Annotated in this window: 10 protein-coding genes; all 10 read left to right on the top strand. The window is 55.5% G+C overall.

What is annotated here, in order from left to right:
* Position 1: 1 nt before the first annotated feature.
* Positions 2 to 664, top strand: coding sequence for a type 4a pilus biogenesis protein PilO (locus tag CLU85_RS18900; protein ID WP_100411617.1), 663 nt, complete (start codon positions 2 to 4; stop codon positions 662 to 664).
* Positions 661 to 1,206: a pilus assembly protein PilP gene (locus CLU85_RS18895; protein ID WP_100411616.1), complete on the top strand. Its 546-nt coding sequence runs from the start codon at positions 661 to 663 to the stop codon at positions 1,204 to 1,206. The genes CLU85_RS18900 and CLU85_RS18895 overlap by 4 nt, the downstream gene beginning before the upstream one ends.
* The gene (pilQ, locus tag CLU85_RS18890; RefSeq protein WP_100411615.1) at positions 1,203 to 3,335 is read left to right on the top strand and encodes a type IV pilus secretin PilQ; all 2,133 of its coding nucleotides are present in this window, start codon (positions 1,203 to 1,205) and stop codon (positions 3,333 to 3,335) included. The genes CLU85_RS18895 and pilQ overlap by 4 nt, the downstream gene beginning before the upstream one ends.
* Positions 3,336 to 3,351: 16 nt before the next feature.
* Positions 3,352 to 4,485 (top strand): hypothetical protein, encoded by a 1,134-nt coding sequence (locus CLU85_RS23055; protein WP_157803991.1) that lies wholly within the window; start codon positions 3,352 to 3,354, stop codon positions 4,483 to 4,485.
* A gap of 87 nt (positions 4,486 to 4,572) precedes the next feature.
* Complete coding sequence (gene aroB / locus CLU85_RS18885) at positions 4,573 to 5,664, top strand: 3-dehydroquinate synthase (protein ID WP_100412646.1); 1,092 nt, start codon at positions 4,573 to 4,575, stop codon at positions 5,662 to 5,664.
* Between the two features lie 66 nt (positions 5,665 to 5,730).
* Positions 5,731 to 6,903 carry a deoxyguanosinetriphosphate triphosphohydrolase gene (locus CLU85_RS18880; protein ID WP_100412645.1) on the top strand — a complete coding sequence of 391 codons (1,173 nt, stop codon included), beginning with the start codon at positions 5,731 to 5,733 and terminating at the stop codon, positions 6,901 to 6,903.
* A gap of 220 nt (positions 6,904 to 7,123) precedes the next feature.
* Positions 7,124 to 7,753, top strand: coding sequence for a DUF1415 domain-containing protein (locus CLU85_RS18875; protein ID WP_100411614.1), 630 nt, complete (start codon positions 7,124 to 7,126; stop codon positions 7,751 to 7,753).
* Complete coding sequence (locus CLU85_RS18870) at positions 7,750 to 8,694, top strand: SAM-dependent methyltransferase (protein WP_100411613.1); 945 nt, start codon at positions 7,750 to 7,752, stop codon at positions 8,692 to 8,694. The genes CLU85_RS18875 and CLU85_RS18870 overlap by 4 nt, the downstream gene beginning before the upstream one ends.
* 166 nt (positions 8,695 to 8,860) lie before the next feature.
* Positions 8,861 to 9,562, top strand: a complete 702-nt coding sequence (locus tag CLU85_RS18865; RefSeq protein WP_100411612.1) for a transposase — start codon at positions 8,861 to 8,863, stop codon at positions 9,560 to 9,562.
* 176 nt (positions 9,563 to 9,738) lie between these two features.
* Entirely contained in the window at positions 9,739 to 14,499 is a 4,761-nt protein-coding gene (locus tag CLU85_RS18860; RefSeq protein WP_100411611.1) for a glutamate synthase-related protein, read from the top strand.
* Positions 14,500 to 14,536 lie beyond the last annotated feature (37 nt).

Raw genomic sequence — 14,536 nt, 5'->3', positions numbered from 1 at the left:
AATGGCGAGTAAAAAAGAAAATTCTATTAACTTTGCCGAACGGATTGACGTAGTTCAGCGGCAATTTAAAAATCTTGACACCAAGGATCCTTCCCTTTGGCCCATTCTGCCAAAAGTTTTCTTGTGTGTTTTTATAGCTGGCGCCGTTGCGGCAGTCGCTTGGTTTGCTTTTTTGCAGGACTACGAAGTACAACTGGATGGCGAGCGCAACAAAGAGGTTGCATTACGGACTGATTATCAGAAAAAACTGGTTAAGGCGGTGAGTTTGGATGCTTTGAAGAAGCAGAGAGAGCAGATTCAACAGTATGTTATTCAGTTGGAAAAGCAACTGCCTAGCAAGGCCGAAATGGCTGCATTGCTGTCTGATATCAATCAGTCTGGCTTGGGACGGAGTTTGCAATTCGATCTTTTTAAGCCTGGTCAGGTTGTTGCCAGGGATTACTATGCTGAGCTGCCTATTTCAATTCGCGTAACGGGTAAGTACCACGATATTGGTTCTTTTGCCTCGGATGTGGCACATCTTTCACGCATCGTGACCCTCAATAATATTTCAATTGCCCCTGGGGCTCGCGATGGTTTGGTGATGGACGCTACGGCTCGCACTTTCCGATATCTGGACCCTGAAGAGATCCAGGCTCAGAAGAAGGCAGGGGGCGCGAAATGAAAATTATTTGTCGTGGCTCACTCATCCCATTGCTTGCAATGGTGCTGGCTGGATGTGGCCCTTCTGGTGAAGATGAGTTGCGTCAGTGGATGGCAGAGCAACGAGCCAATACGAGGCCTGTTGTTACACCATTAACTGAGCCTAAAAAATTCATTCCGGAACCTTACTCACAAGAAGGGGTTGTCGAACCCTTTAATCAGAGCAAGTTGACTCAGGCATTGCGAAGAGATTCCACGCAAGTGGCATCTAATGCGGCTTTGATCGCCCCGGAAATGGCAAGACGAAAAGAACCTCTGGAAGCTTTTCCTTTGGATGCCATGGCAATGGTCGGTAGCCTGAATAAAACAGGTGCACCAACTGCTTTGCTCAAGGTTGATAATTTAATTTATCAAGTCAAAGTAGGTAATTATCTGGGCCAAAATTATGGAAAAGTCATTCGAATAACTGAGAATGTAATTCAACTGCGTGAAATTGCGCAGGATGCAACCGGGGATTGGATAGAGCGCTCAACGTCGCTTGATCTGCAAGAGGGTAAAAAATGAAACATAACAGTGGTTCTTTTGTAAGTCGCTGCCGTGGCGCTATCGTTGGTGCTTCGATGGCCATTCTCTCTTTGGGTGTGGCTGCGCAAGGCGCTATCAATGCTGTTTCTGCCAGTGTTCAAGGTGGCGTTGAAACGCTGAAAATTGATTTTGCAAGTGATGTCACGGCTCCTCCGGCTGGTTTTGCGACTCAATCTCCCGCCCGAATTGCACTCGATTTTTTGGGGGTGACGAATGCGACTGGCAAGTCTGCTTATGATGTGAATTTGGGCAATTTAAAGGGCGTAAACATTGTTCAGGCTGGAGAGCGTTCTCGTATTGTGCTGAACTTGAAATCTCCTACCTCATACAGAGTTGATGTTTCTGGGAAATCTTTAATTATCTACTTGGATCCTGTTGTAGGAGCCACCACTTTAAGTGCCGCTCCCGCGATTGCTTTTTCTGAGAGCCAAAATAACGATGTTCTCCCTCTGAAAGATGTTGATTTCCGACGAGGTGCAGACGGATCTGGAAGAGTGGTTGTAAACCTCGCAAGCAATCAAGTTGGTGTGGATCTACAAAAGCAACCAAAGGGCATTGTGGTCGAGTTTATGCGGACTTCCCTGCCTGAGGGGTTGCGCCGACGTCTAGATGTTACAGATTTCGGCACTCCCGTCCAGGTCGTGAGCACGACCCAGACAGGTGAGCGTGTTCGCATGACCATTGAATCAAGCGGGGACTGGGAACATAGCGCGTACCAGAGCGACAACCAATTTGTTGTGGAAATTCGTCAGAGAAAAATTGATCTTAGCAAGTTGACTCAAGGGCCTGGTTATTCGGGTGAAAAGCTTTCGTTGAATTTTCAGAATATTGAGGTGAGATCTTTACTGCAAGTAATTGCTGATTTTACCAATTTTAATATCGTTACTTCTGATACGGTGACGGGTGCTTTGACGCTGCGGCTGAAAGACGTACCTTGGGATCAAGCTCTTCAAATTATTATGGATGCCAAGGGCTTAGGCATGAAGAAGACGGGATCAGTATTGTGGATTGCACCGAAAGATGAAATTGATGCCAGAACCAAGAAAGATTTTGAAGCTGTTCAGGCGATACAAAAATTAGAACCACTAAAAACGCAGGCCTATCAGTTAAATTATGCTAAGGCAGCTGATATTGTTACCCAACTAACATCATCTGGTGGTGGTAGCGGTGGTGCAACCCGCTTTCTGTCTGAACGTGGGAGCGTAATATCTGAACCTCGAACCAATCAACTGTTCGTGACGGACACACCCAGTAAGTTAGAAGAGGTGCGGTCTCTATTGGCAAGTTTGGATGTGGCAGTTCGTCAGGTATTGATTGAGGCGCGCATTGTGGAGGCACGTGATTCGTTTGGTCGGTCGCTCGGCGTTCGTTTGGGGGGGACTGATCTTCGTGCAAATCGTGGGGGCGACGGAGGTTATGGACTTGGGGGCAACAATCGAGCGGCATTCGGCACATCGTACGACAATGCTGTTGCCTCCAGCGGTGCAGGTGGAACGACCAGTACTAGTGGGAATTTTGTAAACCTCCCTGCTAGTTTGTCTAATGTAAGTAGCGTGGGCAGTTTTGCTCTCTCCATCTTCAATTCTGCTGCTAACCGGTTTTTGACGTTGGAACTGTCAGCGATGGAGGCCGATGGAAAGGGTCGAATTGTTTCAAGTCCACGAATTATTACAGCAGATCAAACCAAGGCATTGATTGAACAAGGTACGGAATACCCCTATGCAGTGACAGCGCCTAACGGGGCAACAACTTTGGCCTTCAAGAAGGCTGTATTGAAGCTGGAAGTAACCCCGCAAATTACTCCAGAGGGTAATATCATCCTTGATCTAGATGTGAACAAAGATAGTAGGGGAGAGACCACCACACAGGGTGTTGCGATTGATACCAAACATGTCAAAACACAAATTTTGATTGAAAATGGTGGTACGGTAGTTATCGGTGGTATCTTCGAAATGGAAGAAACCAATCAGGAAAACAAGGTGCCCCTTCTGGGTGATGTACCTGTGGTTGGTAATTTGTTCAAAAGTCGGACCAAAGAGTCTACCAAGCGTGAGATGTTGGTTTTTATTACGCCAAAGGTAATTTCGGACAGTGGTTCGAAACGTTAATTGGTTAACTGTGTAGGTGATTATGAAAAATTTTCTTAAAGCATTGCTTTTTGTTGCTGTCGGTTTCTTTTTGACGGCTTGTGGCGGTGGTGGTGGGGGCGGTGGCACGCCAAATGGTCCTTCTGCTACCTTGCGAGTTTATCCTCCCATTGACGCTATTAGTCTTCCAGTTGGGGCCAGTGGTTCTACCGGTGTTGAGGTTCGTGGTGGGAAGGGACCTTACGGTGTGATCAGTTCCGATGCATCCGTCAGCGCTATGTTGTCTCCAGATGGCATTTTGTTCATTTCTGGAAATAGCGATGGCACTTCTACACTCACCGTATACGATGAGAGTTTGCCTGTTCAGCAAGTGAAGATTACAGTTACGGCTAAGGCGGTTCCACTCGCGAGTAGTGCGGGCACTGCCATCACTTTGAAGCCGAATCAATCGCTTCAATTTAATATACGGGGCGGAGTAGCTCCATATTCTGTTAACAGTTCGGATTCTGGAGTCGTGGTCGCTTCAATTTCTGGATCGACGGTAACTGTAACGGGGCAATCCAAAGCAGGTAGCTCGACGGTGCTGATTACTGATGCTGCAGGTGCGACGCTGAGCGTCACAGTTACGGTTCAAGTAAGCACATTGTCAGCGTCTCCTACATCTATCACTGGACCTGCCGCCACAGCGAATAGCATTGCAATTAACGGGGGTGTTGCCCCTTATACTGTTAACTCTAGTAACACATCGGTGGCTACGGCAAGTGTGTCTGGGTCTTCTGTGTCGGTTGCATTGCTTGCTTCGGGCGCATCAAGCGTCACCATCACGGATGCTGCGGGTCAATCGGTGATTGTTTCCGTTACCGTCAATACTAGCGTCTTGCAAGTTTCTCCTGCGAGTCAGACCGTTGATGAGAAAAGTGCCACTAGTACTGTTGTGACATATTTAATTGCGGGCGGTACTGCTCCGTATACACCTTTGATCAGTCCTGCAGATGCTGCTTACGCAACTGTTTCGATAGCGGCAAACACACTGACAGTTACTGTCCCTGGAGGTGGGGCCCGCTGCGTGACTGCTGATAAGGTGGTTCCAATTGATATCTATGATTCGAAATTGGTCAAGCAAACCGTATCTCTAACCATTAAAGATGGTGGGGCTGTTGTTTGTCCTTAAATAGAGATATTCACTGATTTAAAAGGCCAACTTTAGAAGTTGGCCTTTTTCGCTGGGGCGATTGGATTGTATTTCGGTGGTAAAGACATGAATTTGGTGCACATTGATTTGGTGGATAAAAAATATAACATCGCTATTGAAAATGATGTTGATTTGTCTGCGTCTCTTTTGAGTCTCGATATATCTACAAAGACAGCTGTTGTCATAACAAACGAGGTCGTTGCGAAATTACATTTGCCTCGAGTGATCAACCCGTTGGGGAAATTTTTCGAAAAAGTACACGTCATTGAGCTTCCAGACGGTGAAATTTATAAAAACTGGGATTCTTTGAATAGAATTTTCGATTCCATGCTGACATGGGAATGTGACCGAAAAACAGTATTGTTTGCCCTTGGTGGCGGTGTGATCGGAGATTTGACTGGTTTTGCCGCTGCCACCTACATGAGAGGCATCCCGTTTGTTCAGCTACCAACAACATTGTTGGCGCAGGTAGATTCTTCTGTGGGCGGGAAAACGGCAATTAATCATCCATTGGGCAAAAATATGATTGGGGCTTTCTATCAGCCGCAGTTGGTGATTTGCGATTTAAGCATGTTGGAGACCTTGCCAGCCCGTGAACTCAGCGCGGGCTTGGCGGAGGTCATCAAATATGGACCCATAGCAGACACGCAATTTATGGAATGGCTTGAGGGTTCGATGGATGGTGTGTTAGCGAAAGACCGGAATGCACTCGCTTATGTCGTTCAACGCAGCTGTGAAATCAAGGCTTGGGTTGTGGGCCAGGATGAAAAAGAAACGGGCCTGCGTGCCATCCTCAACTTCGGTCACACCTTTGGACATGCTATCGAGGTGGGCATGGGTTACGGCGTTTGGTTGCACGGTGAAGGTGTAGCTGCTGGCATGGTGATGGCCGCAGAGTTGTCACGGCGGTTGGGTTTTGTGGATGCAGTGTTTGTCGAGCGGCTCACAGCCTTGATTCAACGGGCTGGCTTGCCTGTTAAGGGGCCGATTCTGGATGCAACGGACAACTCTGGCCGCTACTTGGAATTGATGCGCATAGACAAAAAGTCTGAGGCCGGGGAGATCCGTTTTGTGCTGCTTGCCGAACCAGGCAAGGCTATTCTTCGGACTGCGCCGGATGCGCTGGTGCGTGAGGTGATTGACGCCTGTTGTGAATGACGGTGCCTGCTGTTATCAAATTGAGAGCGGATAGCGTCCCTACTTTAAGCACACGTGGCCTCTTTGATCCAAAGTTCTGATCTATCCCTCTGTGCGTCCAACCCCGCTTTGACTAGGGGGCGACGCTATCTTGAAGCACCCGCACCTACCCGCACGGAGTACCAGCGGGATCGCGACCGGATCGTTCATTCGACAGCATTCAGACGCTTGGTTTATAAGACGCAAGTGTTTTTGAACCATGAGGGAGATTTATTCCGCACTCGTCTCACCCATTCCCTGGAAGTCGCTCAGCTTGGCCGTTCCATTGCGCGCTCGTTGCGAATCAACGAAGACCTGGTAGAGGCGATTTCGCTGGCCCACGATTTGGGACACACGCCTTTTGGGCACGCCGGGCAGGATGCTTTGCACGGGTGCATGGTGGAATACGGAGGTTTTGAGCACAATCTGCAGAGCTTGCGAGTGGTCGATTGTTTAGAAGAGCGCTACCCACAGTACGATGGTCTCAATCTGACCTTTGAGACGCGAGAGGGGATTCTCAAGCACTGCTCTCGGATACACGCGCAGCAACTGGAGGTTGCAGAGCCTCATGGTGTCGGTGGGCGATTCTTGCGTCGGGAGCAACCCAGCCTGGAGGCGCAGTTGTGCAATCTGGCCGATGAGATCGCCTACAACGCGCACGACATCGATGATGGCGTGCGGTCTGGCTTGATCACCTTGGTTCAGCTGCGAGAAGTGCCCTTGTTTGACCAATACCGGGCAACCGCGCAGGCAGAGTATCCCGATCTCGCGCAACCGTCTCGAGAAAGGCGTTTGTTGTTCGAAGCCATCCGGCGGATGCTGAGCGCGCAGGTGTACGACGTGATTGCGGCGACGCAGTCTGCCCTGCTTCTGTATGCGCCTGCCAGTGCGGATGAGGTGCGCAAGTCTCCTCCGCTGGTGCACTTCAGCGATGCCATGCGCGAACACTCCAAGGTGCTCAAGCAGTTTTTGTTCAAACACCTCTATCGTCACCCCCAAGTGATGGAAACCACAGGCCGGGCGCAGGAGATCGTACGCGACCTCTTTGCCGCTTATTTTGCGGCGCCGCAGGAGATGAAGGCCGCGTTTGCGCAGCAGGCGTTGGCGGGGGATGCATCGGTCCGAGCGAGGGCTGTAGCCGACTTCATTGCGGGCATGACCGACCGTTTCGCCGCGCGTGAGCATGAGCGTTTGACGGGGCGCCGTCTGTTGGACGGATGACCTGTCGCAGTTTTCCGAGGTTGATGGCCTACATTTCTTGATCGTCCACCTTGCAGAAGGACGTTCCATGTCCACCTCCGTGGTGCCTCGCAGGGTGCCGCTGTGTTGCGGTGACGGGTCATCAATATAGGGTGTGTGCGTGGAGAATCTGGAGGGACTGGCTCGCCAACAGCCCCCGGTAAAATCGACATCCGTTTTAATGCGCTAACGCGCACGCCCCATGACCACATCCCCCTCCATTCCTTCCGTGGGCGCGCCAGATCTGGCTGCCCGGTCCTTGCATGACACTGTCAGATGGCTGGAGAAGGCCGTGATTGGGTTGAATCTGTGCCCTTTTGCCAAGGGGGTGCATGTGAAGGACCAGGTCCACTATGCGGTGACGTTGACCCAGGAGCCTTCATCTCTGCTGCAACTGTTGCGCGAGGAGCTTTTGGCATTGCAGGGGACATCGGCCGAAGTGCGTGACACCACCTTGATGGTGGCGCCGAACTGCTTGCAGGATTTTCTGGATTTCAATGACTTCCTCAATGAAGCTGAGGGGTTGCTGGATTCTTTGGGTTTGGGCGGTACTCTGCAGATAGCGAGCTTTCATCCCCAATTCCAGTTTGCGGGTACGGATGTGGATGATGTGACCAACTGTACGAACCGCTCGCCCTATCCCACGCTGCACCTGTTGCGTGAGGCCAGCATCGACCGTGCAGTCGCAGTCTTTCCCGAGGCGGAGTCCATCTTTAAGAGGAACATGGAAGTTTTAGAAGCGCTGGGGATGAAGGGCTGGCAGACACTTGAGGTCGGCCCGAGTGGGTTTGAGCAGAAGACGGCGCAAACCGATGTGGAGAACCCTCGATGAATCAGAAAAAGGCAGTGCCCACACCTGGTGCGCCGACCCGAAAGGACCGACCCCATTCCAAGCCCCAGACCCCAGAGTTGTCGGAGTTGCAGCCGGGGCAGTCGATCGAGTTGCTCAAGGAGCTACACATCCTTACCCGGGAAGGGCGTCTGAACCAAGACTCGCGGCGCAAACTCAAGCAGGTTTACCACCTGTTCAATTTCATCGAGCCTTTACTGGCGGAACTGTCGTCGGACAGCGGTGGGCCGACCTTGGCCGACCACGGGGCTGGTAAGTCGTACCTGGGGTTCATCCTGTATGACCTTTACTTCAAAGCCCTGGGCCGTGGTCATATCTACGGTGTCGAGACCCGGGCCGAGCTGGTGGAAAAGTCCCGTCAGCTCGCGCAGCGCTTGGAGTTTGACCGCATGTCATTTCTCAATCTGTCGGTGGCTGAGTCGTCGGATACCGATGAGTTGCCCGAGCAAGTCGACGTGGTCACGGCCCTGCATGCCTGTGACACTGCCACGGATGATGCCATTGCCTTTGGCCTGCAAAAAAAGGCGCGAGCCATGGTGCTGGTGCCTTGTTGTCAGGCTGAGATGGCCGCCTGCCTGCGGCAGGGCAAGGCCTTTCAACTGGCGCGTACGCCACTGGCCGAGCTGTGGCGTCATCCTCTGCATACCCGGGAATTGGGCAGCCAGGTAACCAATGTGCTGCGCTGCCTGTATTTGGAAGCCAGTGGCTACCAGGTGACGGTGACAGAGCTGGTGGGGTGGGAGCACAGCATGAAGAACGAGCTCATCATTGCCCGCTTCACCGGCCAGAAGAAGCGCAGTGCGGCTGACCGGTTGCGCTCCATTCTGGTCGAGTTCGGTTTGGATAGCGCTTTGGGGCCGCGCTTTGGCCTGTCTGCCGCAGAAAAGGCGCTGACGACCGCCGCTGAGGATGCTGCGGGCTGAAGGCTCCAAGTCACGGGGGGGCTTCCTTTGTCGCGGTCATCAGCATTGGCGTGTTGGTATGAGACAGGGGCTCAAGTGACCGTGGGCTGAGCGGCCGGACTGGGTGATTTGAGAACTGGGGCGGGTCTATCATCGCGTCTTCTTCCTTTCTTGATTTCGTCCCCCCATGGCCCGCCTTCCGCGCCTTACTTTGCCGGGTCACCTCCATCACGTGATCCAGCGTGGCAACAACCGCCAGTCCATCTTTCAGGATAGAGAAGATTTTGAGACCATGCTCGGTCTGCTGGCCGACAACGCCCTGCGGCATGGGGTCGCCGTCCATGCCTATGTATTGATGGACAACCATTTCCATTTGCTGGTCACGCCTTCTACGCTGGAAGGGCTGCCTCAGATGATGCAGGCAGTGGGGCGGCGATATGTGCAGTATTTCAACCGCCGTCATGCGCGTACCGGCACCTTGTGGGAAGGGCGCTACCGGTCGACCGTATTGCAGCCAGAGCGGTACCTGCTGCCCTGTATGGTGTACTTGGATCTCAACCCGGTGAGGGCGGGGCTCGTGGTGCACGCCGTTGACTACCCCTGGTCCAGCCATGCCCACTGGCGTGGTGTGCGCAACGACCGACTGCTGACGCCCCATGCCTTGTACTGGGCGCTGGGCAACACGCCTTTTGCACGTGAGGCCGCCTACGCGGCGCTGGTGCAGGCGGGGATTGGGTCGTTGGAGCAGACAGCGTTGACGTCTTCGGTCTTGAGCGGTTGGGCCTTGGGTGGCCCTGAGTTCATCGAGGAACTGCAAAGGCAGACCCTACGTCGGGTGATGCAGGGGCAACCCGGGCGTCCCCGTTCAAAAAAAATATTGCAAACTTAGGCGAAAGTGGCGCTATCTCTTTGTGACGCTGTTACTGATTTTGATATGTCCCCAATATAAAAAATGGCCAAGTGATATGGTTTAAATATGGAATCTGACCCTAATTAATCTTCTTGCCAAATCATGTTGCAATGCACTAATCTTCCACTCCCTGCGAAAAATATGAGGAGTGCGCCATGACCACAACGGCTGCCGAGATCCAGCATCTGCAACAACACGGTTTGTATTCATCGGGTAACGAACACGACGCCTGCGGCCTCGGGTTTGTGGCCCACATCAAGGGCATCAAGCGCCACGACATCGTGACGCAGGCCCTGAAGATCCTGGAAAACATCGACCACCGCGGCGCGGTGGGTGCCGATCCGCTGATGGGTGACGGCGCCGGTATCCTGATCCAGATTCCTGACGCGCTGTACCGTGAAGAAATGGCCCGGGCTGGAACGGCCCCCGATGGGTCTGTGGGCGTGACACTGCCTGCAGCTGGCGAATACGGCGTGGGCATGATCTTCCTGCCCAAGGAACATGCCTCCCGCTTGGCTTGCGAGCAGGAGATGGAGCGCGCTATCAAGGCCGAAGGCCAGGTGCTGCTGGGCTGGCGCGACGTGCCTGTCAATGTGGACATGCCCATGTCGCCCACCGTGCGCAAGAAGGAGCCCATCCTGCGCCAGGTGTTCATCGGCCGTGGCAACGACGTGATCGTGCAGGACGCGCTGGAGCGCAAGCTGTACGTGATCCGCAAGACGGCCAGCGCCAACATCCAGGCGCTCAAGCTCAAGCACAGCAAGGAATACTACGTTCCTTCCATGTCCAGCCGCACCGTGGTCTACAAGGGCCTGCTGCTGGCCGACCAGGTGGGCGTGTATTACAAGGACCTGTCCGACGAGCGCTGCATCTCGGCCATTGGCCTCGTGCACCAGCGTTTTTCGACCAACACTTTTCCCGAGTGGCCGCTGGCCCACCCGTACCGCTATGTGGCGCACAACGGTGAGATCAACACCGTCAAGGGCAACTACAACTGGATGAAGGCGCGCGAAGGGGTGATGGCCTCGCCCGTGCTCGCGGCCGACTTGCAAAAGCTCTACCCCATCAGTTTTGCCGACCAGTCCGATACCGCCACGTTCGACAACTGCCTGGAGTTGCTGACCATGGCTGGCTACCCCATCAGCCAAGCCGTGATGATGATGATCCCCGAGCCATGGGAGCAGCACACCACCATGGACGAGCGCCGCCGCGCGTTCTATGAATACCACGCCGCCATGCTGGAGCCCTGGGATGGCCCGGCCTCCATCGTGTTCACCGACGGCCGCCAGATCGGCGCCACGCTGGACCGCAACGGCCTGCGTCCTTCGCGCTATTGCATCACCGACGACGACTTGGTCGTCATGGGTTCCGAGTCGGGTGTGCTGCCGATTCCTGAGAACAAGATCGTGCGCAAGTGGCGCCTGCAGCCCGGCAAGATGTTCCTGATCGATCTGGAGCAAGGCCGCATGATTGACGACGACGAGTTGAAAGCCAACATCGTCAATACCAAGCCCTACAAGCAGTGGATCGAGAACCTGCGCATCAAGCTCGACAGCATCGAAGCCGGTGCCCAGGCTGCTGCGCCCCAGGCCGCTGACCTGCCCCTGCTGGACCGCCAGCAGGCCTTTGGCTACACGCAGGAAGACATCAAGTTCCTGATGGCGCCCATGGCCAAGAACGGCGAAGAAGGCATCGGCTCCATGGGCAACGACAGTCCGTTGGCCGTGCTCTCGGGCAAGAACAAGCCGCTGTACAACTACTTCAAGCAGCTGTTTGCCCAAGTGACGAACCCGCCGATCGATCCGATCCGCGAGGCCATCGTGATGTCGCTCAACAGCTTCATCGGCCCCAAGCCCAACCTGTTGGACATCAACCAGGTCAACCCACCCATGCGGCTCGAAGTGAGCCAGCCCGTGCTCGACTTTGCCGACATGGCCAAGCTGCGCGATATCGAGCAGTACACGCAAGGCAAGTTCAAGAGCGCCACCATCGACATCACCTACCCCCTGGACTGGGGCCGTGAAGGTGTGGAGGCCAAGCTGGCTTCGCTGTGCGCACAGGCCGTGGACGCCATCAAGGGTGGCGCCAACATCTTGATCATCAGCGACCGCGCTGTGGGCGCCACGCAAGTGGCCATTCCTGCGCTGCTGGCACTGTCTGCCATCCACCAGCACCTGGTGGGCGCAGGCCTGCGCACAACGGCAGGCCTGGTGGTCGAGACCGGAACGGCCCGCGAAGTGCACCACTTCGCTGTGCTGGCTGGATATGGCGCCGAGGCTGTGCATCCCTACCTCGCCATGGAAACCCTGGCCGAGATGCACAAGGACCTCGGTGGCGACCTGTCGGCCGACAAGGCCATTTACAACTACGTCAAGGCCATCGGCAAGGGCCTGTCCAAGATCATGTCCAAGATGGGCGTAAGCACGTACATGAGCTACTGCGGCGCCCAGCTGTTCGAGGCCATTGGCCTGAACACGGAAACTGTGGGCAAGTATTTCACCGGCACCGCCAGCCGTGTGGAAGGCATCGGCGTGTTCGAGATCGCTGAAGAAGCGATCCGCATGCACAAGGCCGCCTTCGGTGACGACCCCGTGCTGGAAACCATGCTGGATGCGGGCGGTGAATACGCCTGGCGTGCCCGTGGCGAAGAACACATGTGGAGCCCTGACGCGATTGCCAAGCTGCAGCACAGCACGCGCGCCAACAACTGGAACACGTACAAAGAGTACGCCCAGCTCATCAACGACCAGAGCAAGCGCCACATGACGTTGCGCGGGTTGTTCGAGTTCAAGATCGACCCTGCCAAGGCCATCTCCATTGATGAGGTCGAGCCCGCCAAGGACATCGTCAAGCGCTTTGCTACCGGCGCCATGTCGCTGGGCTCCATCTCCACCGAGGCGCATGCCACGCTGGCCGTGGCCATGAACCGCATTGGCGGCAAGAGCAACACGGGTGAGGGCGGTGAAGACGCGGCACGCTACCGCAACGAACTCAAGGGCATCCCGATCAAGAAGGGCGACACGCTCAAGAGCGTGATTGGTGCCGAGAACGTGGAGGTGGACCTGCCTTTGCTGGATGGCGATTCTCTGCGCAGCCGTATCAAGCAGGTGGCTTCTGGCCGCTTTGGCGTCACGGCCGAATACCTGTCGTCGGCCGACCAGATCCAGATCAAGATGGCCCAAGGCGCCAAGCCCGGCGAAGGCGGCCAGCTGCCTGGCGGCAAGGTCTCCAACTACATCGGCAAGCTGCGCCACAGCGTACCGGGTGTGGGGCTGATCTCGCCACCACCCCATCACGACATTTACTCCATCGAAGATCTGGCCCAACTGATCCATGATCTGAAGAACGTCGCGCCGCACGCCAGCATCAGCACCAAGCTGGTGTCTGAAGTGGGTGTGGGCACCATCGCCGCTGGCGTGGCCAAGTGCAAGAGCGACCACGTGGTGATCGCCGGGCACGACGGCGGCACGGGCGCTTCGCCCTGGTCTTCCATTAAGCATTGCGGCGGCCCCTGGGAAATCGGTCTGGCCGAAACCCAGCAGACCCTGGTGCTGAACCGCCTGCGCGGCCGCATTCGCGTGCAGGCCGACGGCCAGATGAAGACCGGCCGCGACGTCGCCATCGGCGCGCTGCTGGGTGCGGATGAGTTCGGCTTCGCCACCGCGCCGCTGGTGGTGGAAGGCTGCATCATGATGCGCAAGTGCCACCTGAACACCTGCCCCGTGGGCGTGGCCACGCAAGACCCTGAGCTGCGCAAGAAGTTCTCGGGCAAGCCCGAGCATGTGGTGAACTACTTCTTCTTCATCGCTGAAGAAGTGCGCCAGATCATGGCCCAGCTGGGCATCAAGAAGTTCGACGACCTGATTGGTCGCACCGATCTGCTCGATATGCGCGCAGGCCTCTCGCACTGGAAGGCGCGCGGCCTGGACTTCAGCCGCTTGTTCGCCCAGCCCAATGTGCCTGCCGAAGTGCCGCGCTTCCACGTGGATGTGCAGGACCACAACATCGAGCACACGCTGGACCGCAAGCTCATCGAGCGCAGCCAGCCCGCCATTGAAAAGGGCGAGCGCGTGCAGTTCATCGAGGTGGCGCGCAACGTGAACCGCTCCGTGGGCGCCATGCTCTCGGGTGCTGTGACGCGTGCCCATCCCGAAGGCCTGCCCGATGACACCATTCGCATCCAGCTGGAAGGCACGGGCGGCCAGTCGTTCGGCGCGTTCCTCACACGTGGCATCACGCTGTACCTGATCGGCGACGCCAACGACTACACGGGCAAGGGCCTGTCGGGCGGCCGCGTCATCGTGCGCCCCAGCATCGACTTCCGCGGCGACGCAGTGCGCAACACTATCGTGGGCAACACCGTGATGTATGGCGCCACCACGGGGGAAGCGTTCTTCAGCGGCGTGGCCGGTGAGCGCTTTGCGGTGCGTCTGTCCGGTGCTACGACCGTCGTCGAAGGCACGGGCGACCATGGCTGCGAATACATGACCGGCGGCACCGTGCTGGTGCTGGGCAAGACCGGCCGCAACTTTGCAGCGGGCATGAGCGGCGGCGTCGCCTATGTCTACGACGAAGACGGCCAGTTCGACACGCGCTGCAACCTGTCCATGGTCACGCTGGAGCGCATCCTGCCGGCTTCGGAGCAAGAGGCCACGGTGCCGCGCGCCATCTGGCACGGTGGCCAGACGGATGAGGCCCAGCTCAAGAAGCTGCTGGAAGACCACAACCGCTGGACGGGCAGCAAGCGCGCGCGCGAACTGCTGGACAACTGGGCGGCCTCGCGTGGCAAGTTCGTCAAGGTCTTCCCGACCGAGTACAAGCGTGCCCTGGCTGAAATTTATGAACAAAAAGTGCTGGAGGAGTCCGCTACACCAGCGGTAACTGCTACCAAAAAAGAAGCTGCGCCTGCCAAATAAGGCAGCGCCATAGACCTTCGCACAGCATTCATAAACA

This window comes from Acidovorax sp. 69, from assembly GCF_002797445.1.
Lineage (GTDB): Bacteria > Pseudomonadota > Gammaproteobacteria > Burkholderiales > Burkholderiaceae_C > Acidovorax.
Note: the sequence above shows the minus strand (reverse complement) of the source record. Positions and strands in the feature narration are given on the sequence as shown.

Coding starts and splice junctions, on each gene's coding strand:
- CLU85_RS18870 (WP_100411613.1), top strand. CDS start 7,750: ATGAATCAGAAAAAGGCAGTGCCCACACCTGGTGCGCCGACCCGAAAG.
- CLU85_RS18875 (WP_100411614.1), top strand. CDS start 7,124: ATGACCACATCCCCCTCCATTCCTTCCGTGGGCGCGCCAGATCTGGCT.
- CLU85_RS18860 (WP_100411611.1), top strand. CDS start 9,739: ATGACCACAACGGCTGCCGAGATCCAGCATCTGCAACAACACGGTTTG.
- CLU85_RS18895 (WP_100411616.1), top strand. CDS start 661: ATGAAAATTATTTGTCGTGGCTCACTCATCCCATTGCTTGCAATGGTG.
- CLU85_RS18900 (WP_100411617.1), top strand. CDS start 2: ATGGCGAGTAAAAAAGAAAATTCTATTAACTTTGCCGAACGGATTGAC.
- pilQ (WP_100411615.1), top strand. CDS start 1,203: ATGAAACATAACAGTGGTTCTTTTGTAAGTCGCTGCCGTGGCGCTATC.
- aroB (WP_100412646.1), top strand. CDS start 4,573: ATGAATTTGGTGCACATTGATTTGGTGGATAAAAAATATAACATCGCT.
- CLU85_RS18865 (WP_100411612.1), top strand. CDS start 8,861: ATGGCCCGCCTTCCGCGCCTTACTTTGCCGGGTCACCTCCATCACGTG.